The organism is Janthinobacterium sp. FT14W, from assembly GCF_009208755.1.
GTDB lineage: Bacteria > Pseudomonadota > Gammaproteobacteria > Burkholderiales > Burkholderiaceae_D > Janthinobacterium > Janthinobacterium violaceinigrum.
In genome coordinates this window covers 38,884-57,431 of sequence record NZ_WFLL01000032.1, presented here as the reverse complement: position 1 = coordinate 57,431, position 18,548 = coordinate 38,884, and the positions used below count along the sequence as shown (strand labels likewise).

The window sequence follows — 18,548 nt, the reverse complement described above, 5'->3', positions numbered from 1 at the left end:
ATAGTGGTTTCAAGCGCAGTGGTTTCAAGCGCAACCCTCTGAAGGATCACCATGCTGACCATTGCCCTCGCCCAGATGAATCCCACCGTGGGCGATTTCGACGCCAATGTCGCCGCCCTCATCGCGCGCATGGAGCGCGCGAGCAGCGACGGCGCGGACTTGCTGGTGTGCCCCGAACTGTCGCTGTGCGCGTACTACCCGGGCGACCTGTTCGAGGATGCCGCCTTTCTGCGCGGCATGCGGCAGGCGCTCGGCACCTTGCTGCAGGCCTCCACGCGCTGGCCCGCGCTGGTCACCGTCATCGGCGCGGCGCGGCCCAATCCCGGCATCGGCAAGCCCCTGTATAACGCCTTGCTGGCGATGCGCGACGGGCGCATCGTGGCCGAATACTACAAGCAGCTGCTGCCCACGTACGGCATCTTCGACGAGGGCCGGCATTTCGAACCGGGCCCGCCCGGCGCCTGCACCCTGACGATTGCCGGCTGCAAGGTGGGTTTCATGATCTGCGAGGATGGCTGGAACGACGATGGCCGTGCCTACGCCGTCAACCCCTTCGACGCCCTGCATGCGGCGGAGCCGGACCTGATCGTCAGCATCAACGCCAGCCCGTCCGACATCGGCAAGCGCGCGCAGCGCCACGCCGTGTTTGGCGCCGCCTGCGCGCGCGTGAACTTGCCCTTGCTGTTCGTCAACCAGGTGGGCGGCCAGGACCAGCTGGTGTTCGACGGCGCCTCGTTTGCCGTTTCCCCGCGCGACGGCGTGCAATTCGAGGCGGCCCGCTTCGTCGAGGATTTTCAGTTGCTGCGCTTTGCCGGCGGCCGTTTTACCCGCACCGATGGCCAGCCCTTCCCCGTGCCCGACCCGGACGGCATTCCCGCCGTCGAATTTGCGCGGCGCCAGATCGTGCTCGGCTTGCGCGACTATGCGCGCCGCTGCCGCTTCACGAAAGTGGTGGTCGGCTGCTCGGGCGGCATCGATTCGGCGCTGACCCTGGCCCTGGCCGTCGAGGCGCTGGGCGCGGACAACGTGGTGGCCATCACCATGCCGTCCGTGTTTTCCAGCGCCGGGTCCGTCACCGATTCCGTGGCCCTGTGCGCCAACCTGGGCATCGCGCTGTACACGCACCCGATCCGCGACATCGTGGCGCAATACGAAGCCGGATACGCTGCCGCTTTCGACGGCAAGCTGCAGGGGCTGCCGCTGGAAAACCTGCAGGCGCGCGTGCGCGGCACGATCCTGATGGAATACTCGAACGCGTTCGGCGCCCTGCTGCTCACCACCGGCAACAAGAGCGAAATCTCGGTTGGCTACTGCACCCTGTACGGCGACACGAACGGGGGACTGGGGCTGATCGGCGACCTGTATAAAACGGAGGTCTTCGCCCTGTCGCTCCACGTCAATGCCAGCGCGGGGCGCGAGCTGATTCCCGTCGCCGTGCTCGACAAACCCCCGTCGGCGGAACTGGCGCCGGGCCAGCGCGACACGGACAGTTTGCCGCCGTATCCCGTGCTCGATGAAATTTTGAAGTGGCATATCGAGGGCAGGCGCCTGCCGGCGGCCGACAGCGCGCAAGCGTCGGCCTTTGTCGGCCAGCTGCGCCAGACGGACGACGGGCGCGCGCTGGTGACGCGCATCCTCGGCATGGTCGCCCGCAACGAATACAAGCGGCGCCAGGCGGCGCCCATCATCCGCGTGCGTTCGCGCGCCTTTGGCAGCGGGCGCCAATTGCCGATTGCCGCCCACTACCCCACCGGAGACGACGCATGACCCTCGCCTATCCCGCCGACGCGGCCATCCTGATCGGCCGCTTCCAGCCTTTTCACAATGGCCATGCCGGCCTGCTGCAGAAGGCGCTGGCCACCGCGTCCAGCGTGGTGGTGGTGCTCGGTTCCGCCTTCCATGCGCGCAGTCCGAAGAACCCGTTTACGTGGCAGGAACGGGCCGCCATGATCGCCGCCACCCTGCCCGAGGCGCAGCGCGCGCGCGTGCATTACGTGGCCGTGCGCGATTACTACGACGATGGCCTGTGGGCCGACGCCGTGCGGCACGCCGTGGCGGGCGCCCTGCCCGCGGCGCAGCGCGTGACCCTGGTGGCCTGCTTCAAGGACGCCACCAGCTATTATCTGCACCACTTCCCCCACTGGCAGCTGCTGAACCTGGAAATCGACGCGGGCGCGCCCATCGGCGCGACGGCCATCCGCAACGTGCTGTTCGAGGCGGAGGACGTGGACGTGTCGCTGAGCGCCGTGGCGCAGCTGCTGCCGGCGGCCATCGGCCAGTATGTAAAAGCGTGGACCCTGCTGCCGTGGTACGCGCCGCTGGTGCAGGAATACCGCGCCATCGAAGCCTATAAAGCGCGCTGGCGCGCGGCGCCGTATGCGCCCATCTTTTGCACCGTGGATGCGCTGGTGCAGACGGGCGGCCACGTGCTGCTCGTGCGCCGCGGCGGCTATCCGGGCAAGGACTTGTGGGCCTTGCCCGGCGGTTTCCTGGAGCCGCGCGAACGGCTGCTGCAGGGCGCCCTGCGCGAGCTGGCGGAAGAAACCCAGCTGGGCGTGCTGGCGCCCACCCTCGTCGAGGCGCTGGTCGGCGTGGCCGTGTTCGACCACCCGGACCGCAGCCAGCGGGGGCGCACCATCACGCATGCGCACTATTTTGACTTGAAGACGCGCCAGCTGCCTGCCGTGACGGCGGCCGACGACGCGGCGCTGGCGCAGTGGGTGCCGGTGAGCGCCCTGCCGGCCATGGAAGAGCAGTTCTTCGAAGACCACTTCCATATCCTGAACCACTTCCTCAAGCTCACGCACGAGGGGCGCTGAGGGGGCGCCGCGGCGCGCTTTTCCCCGCGCCGCCCGTCAGGACGTCACGCGTTCCCAGCCATGCCTGACGGCCGCCTTGAAGTCGTCCCACGCGGACTGGGGATACGTATGTTCCCAGTTGCTGCGCAGCTCGGGCTCGACCTGCTCCCAGCTTTGTCCCCGGTAGCTGTCGCTGCCCGCCATCGAATGGCCATAGCGGTAGGCGGGATCGTAGTCGTCGAAGCGCCCGCCGCTGGAGGCGTACTGGCTGCTCCAGTGGTTGCGGTAGTACTGCTCGTCGTCGTAGCTGCTGCCGGGCAGGTTGTCGGCGCCGGGATAGCGGCGCACGTTGGCGCCTGCGCCGGACGGCGGCGGCGCTGCCATGCCGCCCGCAAATTGCTGCGATGTCGATGCCGCCGCGTTCACGTTGCCGGCCGGCGTGCCCTGCTGCGATGGCGCGCCTGACTGCATGCTGGCACCCTGGCGCATCGCGCTGTCGCCGGTGGGCGCGCCTTGCCAGCCGCCGGCGCGCCAGTGCTCGGCGTGCGCATCGATGTCGAGCGGCGCGTAGCGCTCGACGAGGTCGGTGGCGCGCTGGATATCGGCGTCGCTCGCCCCTTCCAGGGTCAGCACGACATGCCCGCGCCGTACGGCTTCCGCATAGATGTGGCGGTCGGCGTGGCTGCCGAACAGGTCCGTAAAGAAATGCCTGATGTTGTCGAGCAGGTTGTCGCTGTCGTCGCGGCCGGTGTTTTCCTCGGCGGAAATGTCGTCACCGCCCGCATCGTGCAGGCGGATGTTGGCGCTGGGAAAGCCAGCCGTGATCAGGTCGTGCCGGGCGCGCTCGGCCATATCGCGCAGGACGAAAACTGCTGCCAATGTATGTGCCATGATGGTCTCCAATCGGTGAACAACGTCCTTTCAGTGTAGGCCGTGAAAAACGAAAGGGGCGCTCGTTTGCCCTTTGGAAATCGTTGCGTTCGACAAGTGTTGGCGACGTGATAGGGGCGCCGTGGCGCCACGTGAAACCTCAGGCGGGCGTGCCCACGAACGCGCGCAAAAAGTCGATAAAGGCGCGCACTTTTTCCGCAATATGCTGCGTGTTCGGATACACGGCATATACGCCCTGCTCCGGGAAGACGACATCGGGCAGCAGGCGGCGCAGGCGACCCGCGCGCACCTCGGCGGCCACCAGCCATTCGGGCAGCAGCGCCACGCCGCAGCCGCCCAGGGCAAAGCCCAGCAGGGCCGAGGCGGAATCGGAATGGATGGCGGCGTCGTCCTGCGCGGAGAAGACGGCGGGGCCGTCCGGCGTCTGCACGTCCCAGCGCAGGGGCGACGCGAGGCGGCTGTGCGCCAGCCAGCGCGCGCGCTGCAGGTCGGGCACGGTGGCGATGTCGCGGCCGGGCAGGCTGGCCAGGTAGGCGGGCGAGGCGACGGGCCAGATCGCGTACGGCTCGATCAGCGCGGCGCGGTAGCTCGAATCGTTGAGGGAACCCATGCGGATGGCCAGGTCATAGCCGCCTGAAATCAGGTCTTCGTGCGAGGAGGACGAGGAATGCTGGATCTGCAGTTGCGGATGGGCGGCGGCAAAGGCGATCAGCGCGGGGACCACCGTGCGGCTGCCGTATTCCACGGTGGTGGTCAGGCGCAGGGTGCCGCGCAAGCCCTGGTGGCCCTGGCGTGCCGTCTCGATGGCGCCGTGCGCTTCGCTGAGCACGCGCTGGCAATCCTCGTAAAAACGTCGCCCCACGTCCGTCAGCGCCAGGCTGCGCGTGCTGCGCGTGAGCAGCGACACGCCCAGCTCCGCTTCCAGCTGTTTCAAATTGAAACTGACGACGGCCTTGCTCTGGCCCAGCACGGCGGCGGCGGCTGTCAGCGAACCGGCGTCGACGATGGCGATGAAAATACCCAGGCGGTCAAGACTGATCATAAATAAAAATGAGTAAACATGCGGTTTTCCGAGGTTTGTCAAAATTTGTTTGACAGTGTAATCGGGCCTGGCCCGTTACGCAAATGGCCTGCGGCGCTTAAGCTGGCCGTTTGCCATTCGGAGCACCATGGACTATCGCAAAAAGGTCGCGGCCATCTATCTGCTGGGGTTTTTCGTCGACCTGATCAACATGTTCATCACCAGCGTCGCCTACCCCGACATCGGCCATGCCTTGCACGCCTCGGTGGCGCAGCTGGCCTGGATCAGCACCGCCTACATCCTCGGCCTGACCATCGTCATCCCCGCCAGCGCCTGGCTGGCTGCCTATTATGGCAGCAAAACGGTGTTTGTGTCTTCTTTGCTAATCTTTTTGTGCGCCAGCATCGGCGCCGGCCTGGCGCAGTCGATCGAGGCGCTGATCGCCTGGCGCTGCGTGCAGGGCCTCGGCGGCGGCTTGCTGATCCCGCTGGGGCAAAGCATGACCTACCAGCTGTACCAGCCCGCCGAGCGCCCCGGCCTGTCCTCCGTCATCATGCTGGTGGGCTTGCTGGCGCCCGCCCTGTCGCCAGCCTTCGGTGGCGTGATCGTCGACAGCCTGTCGTGGCGGGCGATCTTTTATCTGAACGTGCCGTTTGCCGTGCTGACGCTGTTGCTGGCCGTCTGCTGGCTGCGTCCCGATCCCCCGCGCGCGGCCGTTCCCCGTCTCGACACGGGCGGCCTGCTGGCGGGCAGCACGGCGATTTTGCTGCTGCTGCTGGGCCTGACCATGCTGGGCACGCCGGGCGAGTGGCTGGCCGGCGCCGGCGTGCTGGCGCTGGGCGCCGCCTGCGCCTGGGGCTATGTGCGCGGCGCGCTGCGCACATCCACGCCGCTGCTCAACCTGCGCCTGGCCACGGAACCCCTGCTGCGCGTGTCCATGCTGATGTACCTGCTGGTGCCGGGCGTGTTCATGGGCGTGAGCCTGCTGGCCATGCTGTACCTGCAGGGCGTGCTGGGCATGCCCGCGTCCACGGCGGGCGCGCTGATGCTGCCGTGGGCGCTGGCCTCGTTTGCGGCCATTTCGCTGACGGGGAAAAGCTACCGCCGCGTGGGGCCGCAACCGCTGTTCATCTTTGGTGCGCTGCTGCAGGCGGCGGGCATGCTGATGCTGCTGCGGGTGGACTCGGCGGGCCAGTTGTTCTGGCTGGCCGGCGCGTATGCCGTGATGGGCTTTGGCGGCGGCTTGTGCAGCAGCACGGCGCAAAGCACGGCGTTCCTGCGCACGCCGGATGGGCAGCTGAGCCAGGCCAGCGCCGTGTGGAACATCAACCGCCAGCTGGGCTTTTGCCTGGGCGTGGCGCTGCTCAGCGTGCTGCTCAACAGCCTGCTGGCGGCGCGCGGTATCGCCACGCTGGACGACCCGGCCCAGCATGCGCGCGCGGCGCAGGTGTTTCACTGGTGTTTTGCGCTGGCCGCCGCCTCGTGCGTGCTGCCTTTGGCGCTGTGCGCGCGCATCGATAACCGCGCCATTCTCGACCTTTTACATCACCATGGAGCAAGCAAAAAATGAATGCCTCTCACCCCTGTTTTGACGACGTTTTATCCACGCATGTGCTGATCCGCGAGTGGCTCTCCGGCGAAGCCACGGCGCCCGAACATTGCGCCGCATTGCTGGCGCGTTTTTCACCTGACTTTACGATGGTGTCACCGGGCGGCAAGCCGCTCGACCATGCTGGCTTGACGGCGTTTTTCCAGGGCGCCGGCGGCAGCCGTCCGGGCCTCCTCATGCGTATTTTCGACCTGACATTGATCCAGGACAGCGCCACCGGCGCCAGCGTGGCTTACCGCGAGTATCAATCGCTGCCCGGCGGCGACAGCACGGCGCGGCTGTCGACCGTCGTGTATGACAAAACACCGGCTGGGACGCTGCTGTGGCGCCATCTGCATGAGACGTGGACCGCTTGATCTAACTCAAATCGTGCAAGTGTTTTTGCTGCGCCGGACCGATGGAAAACCGCGAAAACACCACTTCCAGGCCACCGCGTTCCGGCGTGCAGCACATGGGCCCGACGCGGTAGCGCGATGCAGCGGGAAACGGCGCCAGGCGCAGCAGCGGCCAGCGCTGGCCATCGGTCGAATACTGCACGCGGATGGCGCCTTGCGCCACCGTCACGCGCAGCCAGAAACCGTCGGGCATGGCGGGCGCGCTGCTGACGGCCCAGTCGGATTTGTCCTGCGTCAATACCGTGCTCAATAAGAGCTGGCCGTCGGAAAATTCGACGCCGCATTTGATCCAGTTCTGCTCGTCGATGCGCACCATCAAGCCGGCCTGGTCGTACAGTGCGGCATACGGCGCCGCCACGTGCAGCTGCGCCGTAAAATCGCCGTCGACGGCCGTGCCGAAAAAGTGGCCGCTGTCGCGGATAAAACCATACGAAGTCTTGCGCCAGAAATCCGTGTTGGCATCCGTTGTCACGCGCAGCTGCGCGCCGTCGGCGGACCATGTTGCCGGCTGATTCAGCCAGCTGCCTTGCGTGAACATCGCGTCTCCTCCTGAGCAAAAAATGCTACATAGTTTGCCCCCATCCCAGCGCCTTGTACAGGGCAATCGCGTCGATGTAGGACGCCGTTTCCGCCAGCAGCGCCTCGCGCCGGATATCGTACAAGGCGCGCTGGTTTTCCAGCACTGCCTGGTAGCTGCCGGCGCCGCCCCGATAGCGCGTGCTGGCGATATCGAGCGCCGCATTGCCGTGGCGCGCCGATTCCAGCAGCGAGGCTAATCGTGCCTGGTTTTCCGCCAGCTGCGTGACGGCGTTTTCCACGTCTTCCTGCGCGACCAACAGCGCCTGTGCATAGCGCGCCAGCGCGCCTTGCGCCTCGGCCTGCGTGCCGCGCAAGCGTGCCTTCACGCTGCCCAGGCGGAAGGCCGGATAGCTGACGGAGGGCGCCACCTCGAAGGCGCGCGCGCCGCCGTCGAACAGGCTGCTGCCGCGCAGCGCAAAGAAGCCTAGAAAACCACCGAGGCTGAGGCGCGGATACAGGTCCGCCGTGGCGGCCCCCAGGTCTTCGCTGGAGGCGGCCAGCAGGCGTTCGGCGCGCGCCACATCGGGACGGTGCTTGATCAGCTGGTTCACGTCGCCCAGCGGCAGCTGGCCCGCCAGCGGCGCCTGTTGCCGCGGCGTGGTGGCCAGCGCGATGGCGCCCGGCGCCTGTCCGCTCAAGACGTCGAGCCGGTACTGCGCCTGGCGCAAGCCCGCCTGCAACGGCGGCAAGGCCGCCTCGCTGCGCGCCAGGTTGGCCAGCGCGTTGTGGCGCTCTTCCGGCAAGCCGCTGCCCGCGCGGATGCGCGCGTCGGTCAAGGCCACCGTGTCGCGCCAGCTTTGTATCTGCGCCTGCGTCAGCGCCAGGTTTTGCTGGTAACCGAGCGCCTCGTAGTAATTGCGCGCCACCTCGGCGGCTATCGTCAGCTGCACTTGCCGCAAGTCCGCCTGCGCCGCGTCGGCGCGCGCCTGCGCCGAGCGGGTGAGGTGCGCGAGGCGGCCGAACAGGTCGATCTCCCATTGCGCATCGAAACCCGCGCGCGTGCTGGCGCTGGCGGCGCGGCTGTCTGGCGCATCCTGCTGCACGCTGCGCCGCCAGCCCGCCTGGCCCGTGACGGCGGGCAGTTCATCGAGGCGGCGCTCGTCGAAGACGGCGCGCGCGGCCAGCAGGTTCGCCTGCGCCTGCGCGATATCGAGGTTGTGCGCCAAGGCGCTGGCGATCAGCTGCGACAGGCGCGCATCGTCGAAAAACGTCCACCAGGCGGTGGCGCCGGCAGCGGCCTGGCCAGGCGCAAACTGCGCCTGCTGCGGGCTGGCCAGATGGATGTCGGGCGTGCCCGGCGCGACGTAGGCGGGGCTGACGGCGCAGCCGGCCAGCAGAGCAATGACAGCAAGGGGAAACAGTCGTTTTTTCATGTGGATTCCTTAGTGCGGCGCAGCGTCTTGCGCCAGTGCCTGCGACAGATCGCGTGCGCGCGGCGTGGCATCGTCGGCCGCGTGACGGCGGGCCAGGAAGGTGTACACGGTGGGCAGCACGAACAGGGTAAAAAAGGTGCCGATCAACATGCCCGACACGATCACCACGCCCAGGCCGAAACGGCTGTTGGCGCCCGCGCCGGACGCGAACAGCAGCGGCACCAGGCCCACCACCATGGCGGCCGTCGTCATCAAAATCGGACGCAGGCGGATCTGCGCTGCCTTGCGGATGGCGCCGAGGCGGTCCAGCCGTTCATGCACCTGCAATTCATTGGCAAATTCCACCATCAGGATCCCGTGCTTGCTGATCAAGCCGATCAGGGTCACGAGGCCGATCTGCGTGTAGATGTTGACGGTGGCGTAGCCGAGGGCCAGCGGGATCAGGGCGCCGCAGATCGACAGCGGTACCGTGATCAGGATGATCAGCGGGTCCGTCAGGCTTTCATACTGCGCCGCCAGCACCAGGTAAATAACGACGACAGCCGCCAGGAAGGCCAGCAGCAGGGCATTGCCTTCCGTGGCGAACTGGCGCGCGTCCGATTGCCAGTCGTAGCTGAAGCCGGGCGGCAGGGTTTTCGCCACGCCATCGAGGAAGGCCACGGCGTCGCCCAGGGTCACGCCGGGCGCCGGCACGCCCTGGAAGGTGGCCGCATTTTGCTGGTTGAACTGGGTCAGCATGTTCGGCTCGATCTGTTCCGTCACCGACACGACGGCGGACAGGGGCAGCAGGCTGCCGTCGTCGGCGCGCACGTACTGCTGCGTCAGGGCTTGCGCCGTGAGCCGCTGCTCGTGCGGGCTTTGCGCGATGACGTCGTACGCGCGGCCGTCCATGCCGAAGCGGTTCAGATAATTCTCGCCCACCAGCACGGCCAGCGATACACCGATGTCCTGCATGCGGATGCCCAGGCTGTTCGCCTTCGAGCGGTCCACGCGCACCTTGACGACGGGGTTGTTGTAGTCGAGGTCGCTGTCGACGACGGCAAACAGGCCGCTGGCGCGCGCCCGCTGCTTGACGTCTTCCATCGTGCGGAACAGGGTGGCGTAATCCTGCGCGCTGCGCAGCACCATCTGCACGGGCAAGCCGCCGCTCGATCCCGGCAAGGGCGCCAGCTGGAAGGCGAAGATGCTGGTGCCTTCCACATCGCCCACGGCGTGCTGCAATTCGGCCTGGATGACGGCCGCATTGCGCGAACGTCCGGCCCACGGCGTCAGGTTGATGCCGCCGATGCTCGACGCCGGGCCTTCGCCGCCGTTGATGATCCAGCGCGAGTCCGTTTCGGGGATATTTTTGTAGATCTCATCGAGCTTGTACGAGAAGCGTTCCACATAATCGAGGTTGGCATGCTGCGGCGCCTTGATCGCCGTCAAGACGCTGGCCTGGTCTTCCGCGGGCGCCAGTTCGCGCTGCGGCAGCAGGTACAGGAACGGCAAGCTGACCATCACCAGCGCGGCGAAACCGGCACTCAGCCAGCGGTGGTGCAGCGAGCGGTCCAGCAGGCGCGCATAGCGCGTGGTCAAGCCGTCGAAGAAATGCTCGGCGGCGCGCGCCATGCGCCCTTCCGTCTGTTTCGGCTGCAGCAGCAAGGAGCTCATCACGGGAGACAAGGTCAGCGCCACCACGCCCGATACCACCACGGCGCCGGCCAGGGTCAGCGCGAATTCCTTGAACAGCGCGCCCGTCAATCCCCCCATCATGCCGATGGGCGCATACACGGCCGCCAGCGTGATGGTCATGGCGACGACGGGGCCGGCCACTTCGCGCGCACCCACCAGGGCGGCCGCCACGGGCGTCTTGCCTTCCTCGATGTGCCGGTGCACGTTTTCCACCACGACGATGGCGTCGTCGACCACCAGGCCCACGGCCAGCACCATCGCCAGCAGGGTCAGCAAATTGATGCTGAAGCCGAAGGCCAGCATCAGCGCCGCCGCGCCCAGCATCGACAGGGGGATCGTCACGACGGGAATGAGCACGGAGCGCAGGGAACCCATGCACAGGTAGATGACGATGACGACGATGAGCAGCGCTTCGAGCAGGGTGTGCGCCACTTCGTCGATGGAGGACTGGATGAAGCGCGCCGTCTCGAACGCCAGCTCGACTTTCACGCCCGGCGGCAGGGTTTTCTGGATCTCGGGCAGCAGTTTCTTGATGCCGTCGACGATCACCAGCGGGTTGCCGCCGGGCGTGGGCGACAGGCCCAGATACACGGCCGGCACGCCGTCCATGATGCCGCTTGTTTCCGTCGCCGCCGCGCCCAGTTCCACCGTGCCCACGTCCTTCAAACGCACGAGGGCGGCGCTATCCTTTTCATCGCCGCCCTTGCGGATGACCATGTCGCGGAATTCCGCCACGCTGGTCAGGTCCGTGTTGACGCTGATGTTGGCGACGACGAACTGCCCCTTCACCTTGCCGGGCGCCGCCTGGTAGTTATTGCGCCGCACGGCATCGGCCACGTCGGCCGCCGTCAAGCCCCGCGCGGCCAGTTTTGCCGGGTCGATCCACAAACGCATGGCCAGCTGCTGGCCGCCATACACGTCGACTTTGGCCACGCCGTCGATGGTGGCGAACATCGGCTGCACCACGCGCGCCAGGTAATCCGTCAGCGCGGGCGCGGACACGCTCTCGCTGGCAAAGCCCACATAGGCGACGGCCGAGGAATCGCCGGCCGCGCGCTCGATCACGGGGTCGAAAGCGCCTTCGGGCAGCTTGTAGCGCACCTGGTTGACCTTGGCCATGACTTCCGTCAGCGCCTGCGTGGAATCGCGGTTCAGTTCCATGCGCACGGTGACCGTGCTGCTGCCCTGCACGGACGACGACGTCAGGTAATCGATGCCTTCCACGGACGACACGGCTTGCGCGATCGGCTGCGTGACAAAACCCTGCATCAGTTCCGCCGAGGCGCCCGGATACGTGGTCGTCACCGTGATGGTGGACGATTCGAGCATCGGGTATTGGCGGATCGGCAGCTGCTTGATGGCGATCACGCCCAGCATCAGAATCAAGGTGCTGATCACCAGCGCCAGCACGGGGCGGCGCACGAATAAATCGGTCAATTTCATGGTGGTGGCCTTCCCTTAAGAACCGGCTTTGGGCGCGGCGCGCTTGACTTCATCGAGGGTATTGGCCACGGCCTGCACGGCCATGCCGTCGGCCAGTTTCAGCTGGCCCGAGGCGACCACGCGCTGGCCCTCGCGCAAGCCGTCGAGGATGGCCACCCTTCCCCCTGCCCGCTCGCCCAGTTTCACGCCCACGCGCTTGACGGTGAGCGGCTGCCTGCCTTCCTGCTGCGCGACGAAGACCGTGTCGCCATACGCGCTGTAGGTCACCGCCGTTTCCGGTACCGTCAGCTGCCGGCCAGCCTCGCGGGCCACGCGCACATTCGCGTACATGCCCGCCTTGAGCACGCCACGGGGATCGCTCAGCGCCGCCTGCACCTGCACCATGCGCGAGCGGGCGATCAAGGGGTCGATGGCGTTGATCTTCGCCGTGAAGACCTGATTCGGATAGGCGTCCACCAGCACTTGCACGGCCTGGCCCGGCGCCAGTGCCGCGCTGCTCTGTTCATCGAGGGCGAAGTTCACCAGCAGCGACCTTGTGTCGATCAGGCTGGCCACCGTGTCGGCCGCGTTCAGGTACTGGCCCGCGTGCACCTTGCGGATGCCAAGCTGCCCCGCGAACGGCGCGCGGATGGTCTTTTGCGCGATCAGCGCCTCCGTCTGGCGCACGTCGCCCAGGGCCGCATCGCGCGCGGCCAGGGCCGCATCGAGCTGCTCCTGCGTAGCCGCTTTTTCCCTGGCCATCTGCGCCGTGCGGGCATGGCTGCTCTCCGCGTTTTTCAGCTGCGCGCGCTGGCGCAGCAGGGCCGCCTGTTCCTGGGCGTCATTCAGCTGCACGAGGATGGCGCCGGCCGCCACGCTCTGCCCCGATTCGAAGCGGATCTGCGTGACGCGCCCGCCCGTTTCGGCCGCCACCTGCACCTGGCGCGCCGCTTCCAGCTCGCCCACGCCGGCAAAAAAACGCTCCTGCGTGCCCAGCACGACGGGCACCAGCGCCACCTTGGTGGCGGGGTAGGCGGCGGCATCGGCCGCATGGGAGTCGGCGCGCGGGTAGAGCGCGGCGCCCGCGACGGCCAGGGTAATGGCCAGCGCGGAGGCGCCAATGATTTTCGTATTCATGATGAAGTCCTTTACTGCAAGAAAGGGATAACGGGAAGAAGGGGCGCAGCGGAGGCTGGTCAGGTCCGCTGCGCGTCAGAAGCGAACGTTAAAGAGGAAAAACAGGGCTATGGTCCACAGCAGCAGCACCAGGTGCGTCGTCTGCAAGCCTTCCTGGGCAATCCAGTAGCCGAACCACAGGCCGCCCAGGTGCATCAGCAGCAAAAAGGCGGCCATGGCGCACAAGGCCAGGTTCAGCCAGGGCAGCGCATCCATCCGCGATGCGCCAAGGTACAGCGCCACGCCCGTCCAGGCGGCGATGGCGGCCAGCAGTTGCAAGGCCAGCACTACGCCCAGCGATAGCCGGTGCAAGGCCAGCGAGGTGAGCGCGCGGCGCAGCAGCGGCGTCTCGATGGTCGGGTCCTGGCGCAGCGGGTCCATGCGCATGGTGTTGCCGATGGCCCAGACGGAGCCGTGGAAGGCGTGCAGGTTGTTGAGGGTGGCCAGGCTGAGCCAGATGGCCAGGCCGCTGGCGAGGATGGCGTGAAACAGCCAGATCGAGTCAGACAGTTGCATGGGAAAATCCTGTCAAAAGAGTACCTTGCCGGCATACGGACGTGGAAACTCCTCGACAGCGGGGAACTACCGGCCTATTATGCAAGCAATTAGTTGGTTAACTGGCCCCATGATAGTTGAGCGAAATGAATTACACAAGTAAACGTTTGGATAATCAGGAGGCGCCGCAAACGACGGAGCGCATCCTGTATTTCATCAAGACCAAGGGACCCGTCTCCACGGCCACCCTGGCCAAGACCCTGGACATGACGGGCGAGGCGGCGCGCCAGCAAGTGCAGAAGCTGGTGGCCGCGGGCCTCATCGAGGGGCGCCAGGAAGCGCAGGCGGGCGCGGGCCGGCCGCGCCAGAACTGGGTCTTGACGGAAGCGGGCAATGCGCGCTTTCCCGACACGCATGCGCAGCTGACGATCAAGCTGATCGGTTCCGTGCGCCAGCTGTTCGGCGAAGCGGGGCTGGATAAACTGATCACCCAGCGCGAAGAGGAAAGCCGCAGCGCGTATGCGCTGGCGTGCTCGGCGCCGGACTTGCCCACGCGGCTGCAGCAGCTGGCCACCGTGCGCGACGAAGAGGGCTATATGGCCCGCGTGGAAGCGGATGGCAAGGACTGGCTGCTGATCGAAGACCATTGCCCCATCTGCGCTGCCGCGCGCACCTGCCAGGGCTTTTGCCGCTCCGAACTGCAGCTGTTCCAGGAAGTGGTGGGAGCGGGCGCGACCATTGTGCGCGAGCAGCATGTGCTGGCGAATGCGATGCGCTGCGTCTACCGGATTTCGCCGCTTCCTTAAGCTTTCGGAAACAGGGGGCGGGCGGCCAGCGCCACCAGCCCCGCCAGCCACCACACGACGGGCCAGTTGCTGGCCGCCAGCAGGTGCGGGATGGCGATCGGCGTGAGGAACAGGCCCACATAGACGGCCGTGTTCGCCATGCCCAGAGCTGTGCCCGCGTTGGCGCCACCCGCTTCCGTGGCCAGTTCCGTGTAGGCCACGCCATGCCAGGCGGACACGGCGATGCCGGCCGCCACCACGGCGGCCATCAACAGCCAGCCCGGCGCCGCCAGCCAGGCGATGCATCCCAGCAAAATGAACGACGCCAGCGCCACCAGGGCCGAGCCGCGCAGGTAGGCGGGCCGGTTTGCGTGGCGGTCCGTATGGCGTCCGCTCCAGATGCGCATTACCATGGCGCCCGCCTGCAGGGCCACCATCACGGCCGTGATGGCAGCCAGGCCCTGGCGGCCATGGTCGTGCAGGAAGACGGTGGCGTAGCTGAGCACGGCAAACTGGGGCACGCACAGCAAGCCGATGGCCGCCACCATGCGCCAGACTCTGCGGTTTTTGAGCGGACCTGGCAACGGCGGCGCAGGCTTGACGGCAAGCAGGCCCGTGGACGCGTTGTGCGGGCTCGTGGCGGCCTCGGCAGAGAAATCGGGCTCATGCATCCATCGCCACGTGAAAAACGCCGACAGGCCGCATACGCAGGCCAGGGCGCCAAACACGGGCACGAAGCCGTAATGTGACGCCAGGCTGGGCAGGACGAGGGCGCCGAGGCCGCCACCGAGGGGCACGGCCGTCTGGCGGATGCTCATGGCGAAACCCCGTTCGCCCGTGCCGAACCAGCGCATCACGGCGCGCCCGCTGGCGCCATTCACGCTGCCGCCCAGCACGCCGACTGCCGCCAGTCCCGCCGCCAGCGCCCACAGGGGCGGCACGGCGCCGTCAGCGGGCGTGATCCACAGCAGCAGGGCCAGCAAGGCCAGCATGGTGCCCAGCAAGCCCGCCAGCAGCACGGGGCGGTCGCCCCAGCGGTCGGTGGCCATGCCCCACGGCAATTCAGTCAGGGCCACGCCCAGGCCCATGGCGCCCAGCGCCACCCCCAATTCCGTATTGCTCAGGTGATAGCCGCTGCGCAGCCAGATGGCCGTCGTGGGCATGCCGTTGGCGGCGGCGGAAAAGCTGGCATTGGCGGCCACGCCGACGGCCAGCACTTTCCAGCGGTGGGCATCGCCCGGCACGGGCGAGGGGACGGCGACGGGAACGGGAACGGCTGGGCAGCGGGTGGTCATGGCAGGGAGGGGAAAGTGGTTGACCCTGACAGTGTTGCGCGCTACGATCATTCTGAATATCAGATAATTTACGATTAACCATCCCATAAAACCGGACGATTGCATTTGCCCCATGAGCCTGTTGAATTTCGACATCGCCTTTTTGCGCAGCTATGTGGCTGGCATCGAGTTGGGCAGCTTTGCCCGCGCGGCCGACAAGGTGGGCCGCTCCACCTCGGCCGTCAGCGCGCAGCTGAAAAAACTCGAGGAGCAGGCGGGCATGCCCCTGTTTCGTAAGGATGGGCGGTGCCTGGCGCTGACGCCGGCCGGCGAAGTGCTGCTCGGCTATGCGCGCCGCCTGCTGGAACTGAACGACGAGGCGGCCGTCGCCTTGCGCGGCGCGGAACTGGAGGGCTGGATCAGGCTGGGCTTGCAGGAGGATTTTGGCGAAGCCTTGCTGCCCGACGTGCTGGGGCGCTTTGCCCGCGCGCACCCGAAAGTGCGCATCGAGGCGCACGTGGCGCGCAACACGGAATTGATGGAACGGCTCGCCATGGGTCAGCTGGACCTGGCCCTGCTGTGGGGCGGCGCCTGCATCGCCGACGTGGCCGAGTATCCGCTGCAGCAGCGCCAGCATATTGCCGAGCCGGCCATGCGCTGGATCGCTTCGTCCAGCCTGGACTGGCGCCCCGAGTCGGGCGAGCCCCTGCCGCTGATCACGTTCGACCGCGACTGCCTGTTCCAGCGCTGTGCCACGCAGGCGCTGGACGGGGCCGGCATCGCCTGGCGCACGGCGTTTACCAGCCCCAGCCTGGCCGGCCTGTGGGCGGCGGCCGCTGCCGGGCTGGGCGTGACGGTGCGCACCGGCCTGGGCTTGCCTTCGTCCGTGTGCGCGCTCGATCACGCGGCGGCGGGCTTGCCCGCCCTGCCCCCGCTATCGCTGGAATTGCTGCGCGCCTCCAGCGTGTCCCGGCCGCCCGTCGAGCGGCTGGCCGGCCTGATCATCGAGTCGCTGCAGCAAGGGGCTACCTAAAACTCCTGCACCGTGGGGCGCAGCACGATTTCATTGATGTCCACGCCATCGGGCTGCTCGATCGCGTACGCCACGGCGCGCGCCACGGCAGCGGCGGGAATGGCTTGCTTGTAGAACTCCTTCAGTCCGGCCGCGCTTTCCGCGTGGCTGCTGCCGCCGGGCAGTTCCGTATCGACGGCGCCCGGCAGGATGGTGGTGGTGCGGATGGTCCCGCCGCTGGCGGCCAGTTCATGGCGCAAGCCTTCCGAGATGGCGCTGACGGCAAACTTGGTACCGCTGTAGACGGTGCCACCGGGGCTGAACACTTTCGCGCCCGCCACCGATGAAATATTGATGAAGTGGCCGCTGTTTTGCGCGCGGAAATACGGCAAGGCGGCCGCGATGCCGTACAGCACGCCCTTGATGTTGATATCGATCATGCGCTCCCATTCCTCGACCTTCAGCGCGTCGATGGGAGCGATGGCCATCAGCCCCGCGTTGTTGATCAGCACATCGACCTTGCCGAACACGGCCAGCGCCGTTTCGACCAGGCGCGTCAGGTCGCCCGCCTGGGTCACGTCGGTGCGGGCAATGGCCGCCTTGCCGCCGGCGGCCGTGATTTCTTCGGCGATGGTGTTGAGCAAATCCATGCGCCGCGCACCGAGCACGACGCAGGCGCCCAGCGCGGCCAGATGGCGTGCCGTGGCTTCGCCCAGGCCGCTGCTGGCACCGGTGATGACGACGACTTTCCCTGCAATTGCTTGATTCATGATGGATTCCCTGTGGGGGCAGCACAATGCTGCGGTTGACATCGATCAATGCTGGCGCGCCATGCCAGGAAGCGGCCGAGCTGCAGACACAGCTTAGCGCATTTGCTCCCTGATTTGCTATAAAAATGATAATTATTTTGAGCGTGCAATCAGCACCTGCACGGGTGCCATGGGAAAATCGCTGGCGCTGTACTGCTCCACTTGCCGCCAGCCTGTGTCGCGCAGCAGCTGCGCCAGTTCTCCCTGCCGCGTCACCGTGCGGCCCAGCATGCGCATCGGCAAATAATAGGGCAGCACGCGCGCCGCATCGCCGGGCGCGGGGGGGATTTCCGCCTGCACGCAGACAAACACGCCGCCGGGCTTCAGGGCCGCATGTATCTTGCGCAAGGCACCGGCCAGGTCGGGCACGAAATGCAGCACGGACGAGCACCAGACGAGGTCGTAGCCGCTGCCGATGTCGTCGCTGTCCAGGTCGCCGCCCAAGGTATCAAGGCGGTCCGATAGTTGCGCATGGGCGATGTTCGCAGCTGCCACGGCCACCGTTTCCGGCCAGTCGAAGACGCAGCCGCGCAAGCCCGCATGGGCTTGTGCCAGCGCAATGGCAACCCAGCCGGGACCGCCGCCCACGTCGAGCAGGCGCAGCGGCGTGCTGCCGTCCGTAAACAGGGCGATGCGCTGCATCACGGACAGGGCCGCGCGCATGGTGACGGCGCGTTGTTCCTGGCCGATTTGCTGCTGCGCGGCGGCGGCCCAGTTGATGCCATTGGCCGTGCTGTAGGGTTTTACCGTGCCGCCGTCGCGCACCAGGGTCGTCAGTTGCGTGGCGAAATGGCGCAGCGCATGCAGCCGGTACAGCCAGGCGTCGCCACAAAAGGATGCAGCGTTGCGGCAGAAATACTGCAAGGTGGTGGCCGTGCAGCGGTAGCTGGCCGCCGTGTCGCCGGCGCTGGGGGCCACCCCGCGTTCGAGCACCTGCATGCTCCACAGCAATTCCAGCAGCAGGGCCGTGTGCGGCGCGTGCAGCGACAGGGCCTCGGCCAGTTGCGCCGGCGTGTGCGGCGTGGCCAGCACGTCGAGAATGCCCAGTTCCAGGGCGGCGGCCAGTCCGTCCGCCTGGACGGGCGCGACGGCCAGGTCCCAGTAGGGCTGCAAAGTGTGTTGCGTGGTGAACGGCATGGCGCTTCCTTTCGGCGTGGTGGGCACGAGGTGTGCATAAGCGCTATTTTATGCAACAATGAGAATAATTATCATTTGCATTTGTATGCGGCACGGCG

16 protein-coding genes are annotated in these 18,548 nt (G+C 66.9%); 6 read left to right on the top strand and 10 right to left on the bottom strand.

The window, feature by feature from the left end; genetic code table 11:
- The first annotated feature begins 51 nt into the window (after nucleotides 1-51).
- Nucleotides 52-1,767, top strand: coding sequence for an NAD+ synthase (locus tag GCN74_RS20115; protein WP_152258306.1), 1,716 nt, complete (start codon nucleotides 52-54; stop codon nucleotides 1,765-1,767).
- Nucleotides 1,764-2,819, top strand: a complete 1,056-nt coding sequence (locus GCN74_RS20110) for a bifunctional nicotinamide-nucleotide adenylyltransferase/Nudix hydroxylase (protein ID WP_152258305.1) — start codon at nucleotides 1,764-1,766, stop codon at nucleotides 2,817-2,819. The genes GCN74_RS20115 and GCN74_RS20110 overlap by 4 nt, the downstream gene beginning before the upstream one ends.
- 36 nt (nucleotides 2,820-2,855) lie before the next feature.
- On the opposite strand, the gene GCN74_RS20105 is transcribed toward GCN74_RS20110, so the two are convergent.
- Complete coding sequence (locus tag GCN74_RS20105) at nucleotides 2,856-3,689, bottom strand: hypothetical protein (protein WP_152258304.1); 834 nt, start codon at nucleotides 3,687-3,689, stop codon at nucleotides 2,856-2,858.
- A gap of 139 nt (nucleotides 3,690-3,828) precedes the next feature.
- Nucleotides 3,829-4,731, bottom strand: a complete 903-nt coding sequence (locus tag GCN74_RS20100) for a LysR family transcriptional regulator (RefSeq protein ID WP_152258303.1) — start codon at nucleotides 4,729-4,731, stop codon at nucleotides 3,829-3,831.
- A gap of 127 nt (nucleotides 4,732-4,858) precedes the next feature.
- Between GCN74_RS20100 and GCN74_RS20095 the strand changes: the two genes are divergently transcribed.
- On the top strand, nucleotides 4,859-6,280 hold the full coding sequence (locus GCN74_RS20095; protein ID WP_152258302.1) for an MFS transporter: 1,422 nt from the start codon (nucleotides 4,859-4,861) through the stop codon (nucleotides 6,278-6,280).
- Nucleotides 6,277-6,675: a DUF4440 domain-containing protein gene (locus GCN74_RS20090; RefSeq protein ID WP_152258301.1), complete on the top strand. Its 399-nt coding sequence runs from the start codon at nucleotides 6,277-6,279 to the stop codon at nucleotides 6,673-6,675. Before GCN74_RS20095 ends, GCN74_RS20090 begins: the two co-directional genes overlap by 4 nt.
- A gap of 1 nt (nucleotide 6,676) precedes the next feature.
- Here the strand turns inward: GCN74_RS20090 and GCN74_RS20085 are convergent, their stop codons facing one another.
- From GCN74_RS20085 to GCN74_RS20065, 5 genes are all read right to left on the bottom strand, one after another.
- Entirely contained in the window at nucleotides 6,677-7,252 is a 576-nt protein-coding gene (locus GCN74_RS20085; protein ID WP_152258300.1) for a DUF1349 domain-containing protein, read from the bottom strand.
- 25 nt (nucleotides 7,253-7,277) lie between these two features.
- On the bottom strand, nucleotides 7,278-8,666 hold the full coding sequence (locus GCN74_RS20080; protein ID WP_193317171.1) for an efflux transporter outer membrane subunit: 1,389 nt from the start codon (nucleotides 8,664-8,666) through the stop codon (nucleotides 7,278-7,280).
- A gap of 9 nt (nucleotides 8,667-8,675) precedes the next feature.
- Nucleotides 8,676-11,783: a MexW/MexI family multidrug efflux RND transporter permease subunit gene (locus tag GCN74_RS20075; RefSeq protein ID WP_152258298.1), complete on the bottom strand. Its 3,108-nt coding sequence runs from the start codon at nucleotides 11,781-11,783 to the stop codon at nucleotides 8,676-8,678.
- A 15-nt stretch (nucleotides 11,784-11,798) separates the two neighbouring features.
- Nucleotides 11,799-12,899, bottom strand: coding sequence for an efflux RND transporter periplasmic adaptor subunit (locus GCN74_RS20070; protein ID WP_152258297.1), 1,101 nt, complete (start codon nucleotides 12,897-12,899; stop codon nucleotides 11,799-11,801).
- Between the two features lie 75 nt (nucleotides 12,900-12,974).
- Entirely contained in the window at nucleotides 12,975-13,454 is a 480-nt protein-coding gene (locus tag GCN74_RS20065) for a DUF2165 family protein (RefSeq protein WP_152258296.1), read from the bottom strand.
- 125 nt (nucleotides 13,455-13,579) lie between these two features.
- On the opposite strand from GCN74_RS20065, the gene GCN74_RS20060 reads away from it, so the two are divergent.
- Nucleotides 13,580-14,239, top strand: a complete 660-nt coding sequence (locus GCN74_RS20060; protein ID WP_152258295.1) for a helix-turn-helix transcriptional regulator — start codon at nucleotides 13,580-13,582, stop codon at nucleotides 14,237-14,239.
- On the opposite strand, the gene GCN74_RS20055 is transcribed toward GCN74_RS20060, so the two are convergent.
- The gene (locus GCN74_RS20055) at nucleotides 14,236-15,513 is read right to left on the bottom strand and encodes an MFS transporter (RefSeq protein WP_226939128.1); all 1,278 of its coding nucleotides are present in this window, start codon (nucleotides 15,511-15,513) and stop codon (nucleotides 14,236-14,238) included. The two genes, GCN74_RS20060 and GCN74_RS20055, sit on opposite strands and share 4 nt — an antisense overlap.
- A gap of 112 nt (nucleotides 15,514-15,625) precedes the next feature.
- Between GCN74_RS20055 and GCN74_RS20050 the strand changes: the two genes are divergently transcribed.
- Nucleotides 15,626-16,525, top strand: coding sequence for a LysR substrate-binding domain-containing protein (locus GCN74_RS20050; RefSeq protein WP_152258293.1), 900 nt, complete (start codon nucleotides 15,626-15,628; stop codon nucleotides 16,523-16,525).
- Here the strand turns inward: GCN74_RS20050 and GCN74_RS20045 are convergent.
- Together GCN74_RS20045 and GCN74_RS20040 are read right to left on the bottom strand one after the other, a co-directional pair.
- Entirely contained in the window at nucleotides 16,522-17,274 is a 753-nt protein-coding gene (locus GCN74_RS20045; RefSeq protein WP_152258292.1) for an SDR family oxidoreductase, read from the bottom strand. The two genes, GCN74_RS20050 and GCN74_RS20045, sit on opposite strands and share 4 nt — an antisense overlap.
- Before the next feature lie 132 nt (nucleotides 17,275-17,406).
- Entirely contained in the window at nucleotides 17,407-18,450 is a 1,044-nt protein-coding gene (locus GCN74_RS20040; protein WP_152258291.1) for a methyltransferase, read from the bottom strand.
- Nucleotides 18,451-18,548 lie beyond the last annotated feature (98 nt).

Coding starts and splice junctions, on each gene's coding strand:
- GCN74_RS20115 (WP_152258306.1), top strand. CDS start 52: ATGCTGACCATTGCCCTCGCCCAGATGAATCCCACCGTGGGCGATTTC.
- GCN74_RS20110 (WP_152258305.1), top strand. CDS start 1,764: ATGACCCTCGCCTATCCCGCCGACGCGGCCATCCTGATCGGCCGCTTC.
- GCN74_RS20105 (WP_152258304.1), bottom strand. CDS start 3,689: ATGGCACATACATTGGCAGCAGTTTTCGTCCTGCGCGATATGGCCGAG.
- GCN74_RS20100 (WP_152258303.1), bottom strand. CDS start 4,731: ATGATCAGTCTTGACCGCCTGGGTATTTTCATCGCCATCGTCGACGCC.
- GCN74_RS20095 (WP_152258302.1), top strand. CDS start 4,859: ATGGACTATCGCAAAAAGGTCGCGGCCATCTATCTGCTGGGGTTTTTC.
- GCN74_RS20090 (WP_152258301.1), top strand. CDS start 6,277: ATGAATGCCTCTCACCCCTGTTTTGACGACGTTTTATCCACGCATGTG.
- GCN74_RS20085 (WP_152258300.1), bottom strand. CDS start 7,252: ATGTTCACGCAAGGCAGCTGGCTGAATCAGCCGGCAACATGGTCCGCC.
- GCN74_RS20080 (WP_193317171.1), bottom strand. CDS start 8,666: ATGAAAAAACGACTGTTTCCCCTTGCTGTCATTGCTCTGCTGGCCGGC.
- GCN74_RS20075 (WP_152258298.1), bottom strand. CDS start 11,783: ATGAAATTGACCGATTTATTCGTGCGCCGCCCCGTGCTGGCGCTGGTG.
- GCN74_RS20070 (WP_152258297.1), bottom strand. CDS start 12,899: ATGAATACGAAAATCATTGGCGCCTCCGCGCTGGCCATTACCCTGGCC.
- GCN74_RS20065 (WP_152258296.1), bottom strand. CDS start 13,454: ATGCAACTGTCTGACTCGATCTGGCTGTTTCACGCCATCCTCGCCAGC.
- GCN74_RS20060 (WP_152258295.1), top strand. CDS start 13,580: ATGAATTACACAAGTAAACGTTTGGATAATCAGGAGGCGCCGCAAACG.
- GCN74_RS20055 (WP_226939128.1), bottom strand. CDS start 15,513: ATGACCACCCGCTGCCCAGCCGTTCCCGTTCCCGTCGCCGTCCCCTCG.
- GCN74_RS20050 (WP_152258293.1), top strand. CDS start 15,626: ATGAGCCTGTTGAATTTCGACATCGCCTTTTTGCGCAGCTATGTGGCT.
- GCN74_RS20045 (WP_152258292.1), bottom strand. CDS start 17,274: ATGAATCAAGCAATTGCAGGGAAAGTCGTCGTCATCACCGGTGCCAGC.
- GCN74_RS20040 (WP_152258291.1), bottom strand. CDS start 18,450: ATGCCGTTCACCACGCAACACACTTTGCAGCCCTACTGGGACCTGGCC.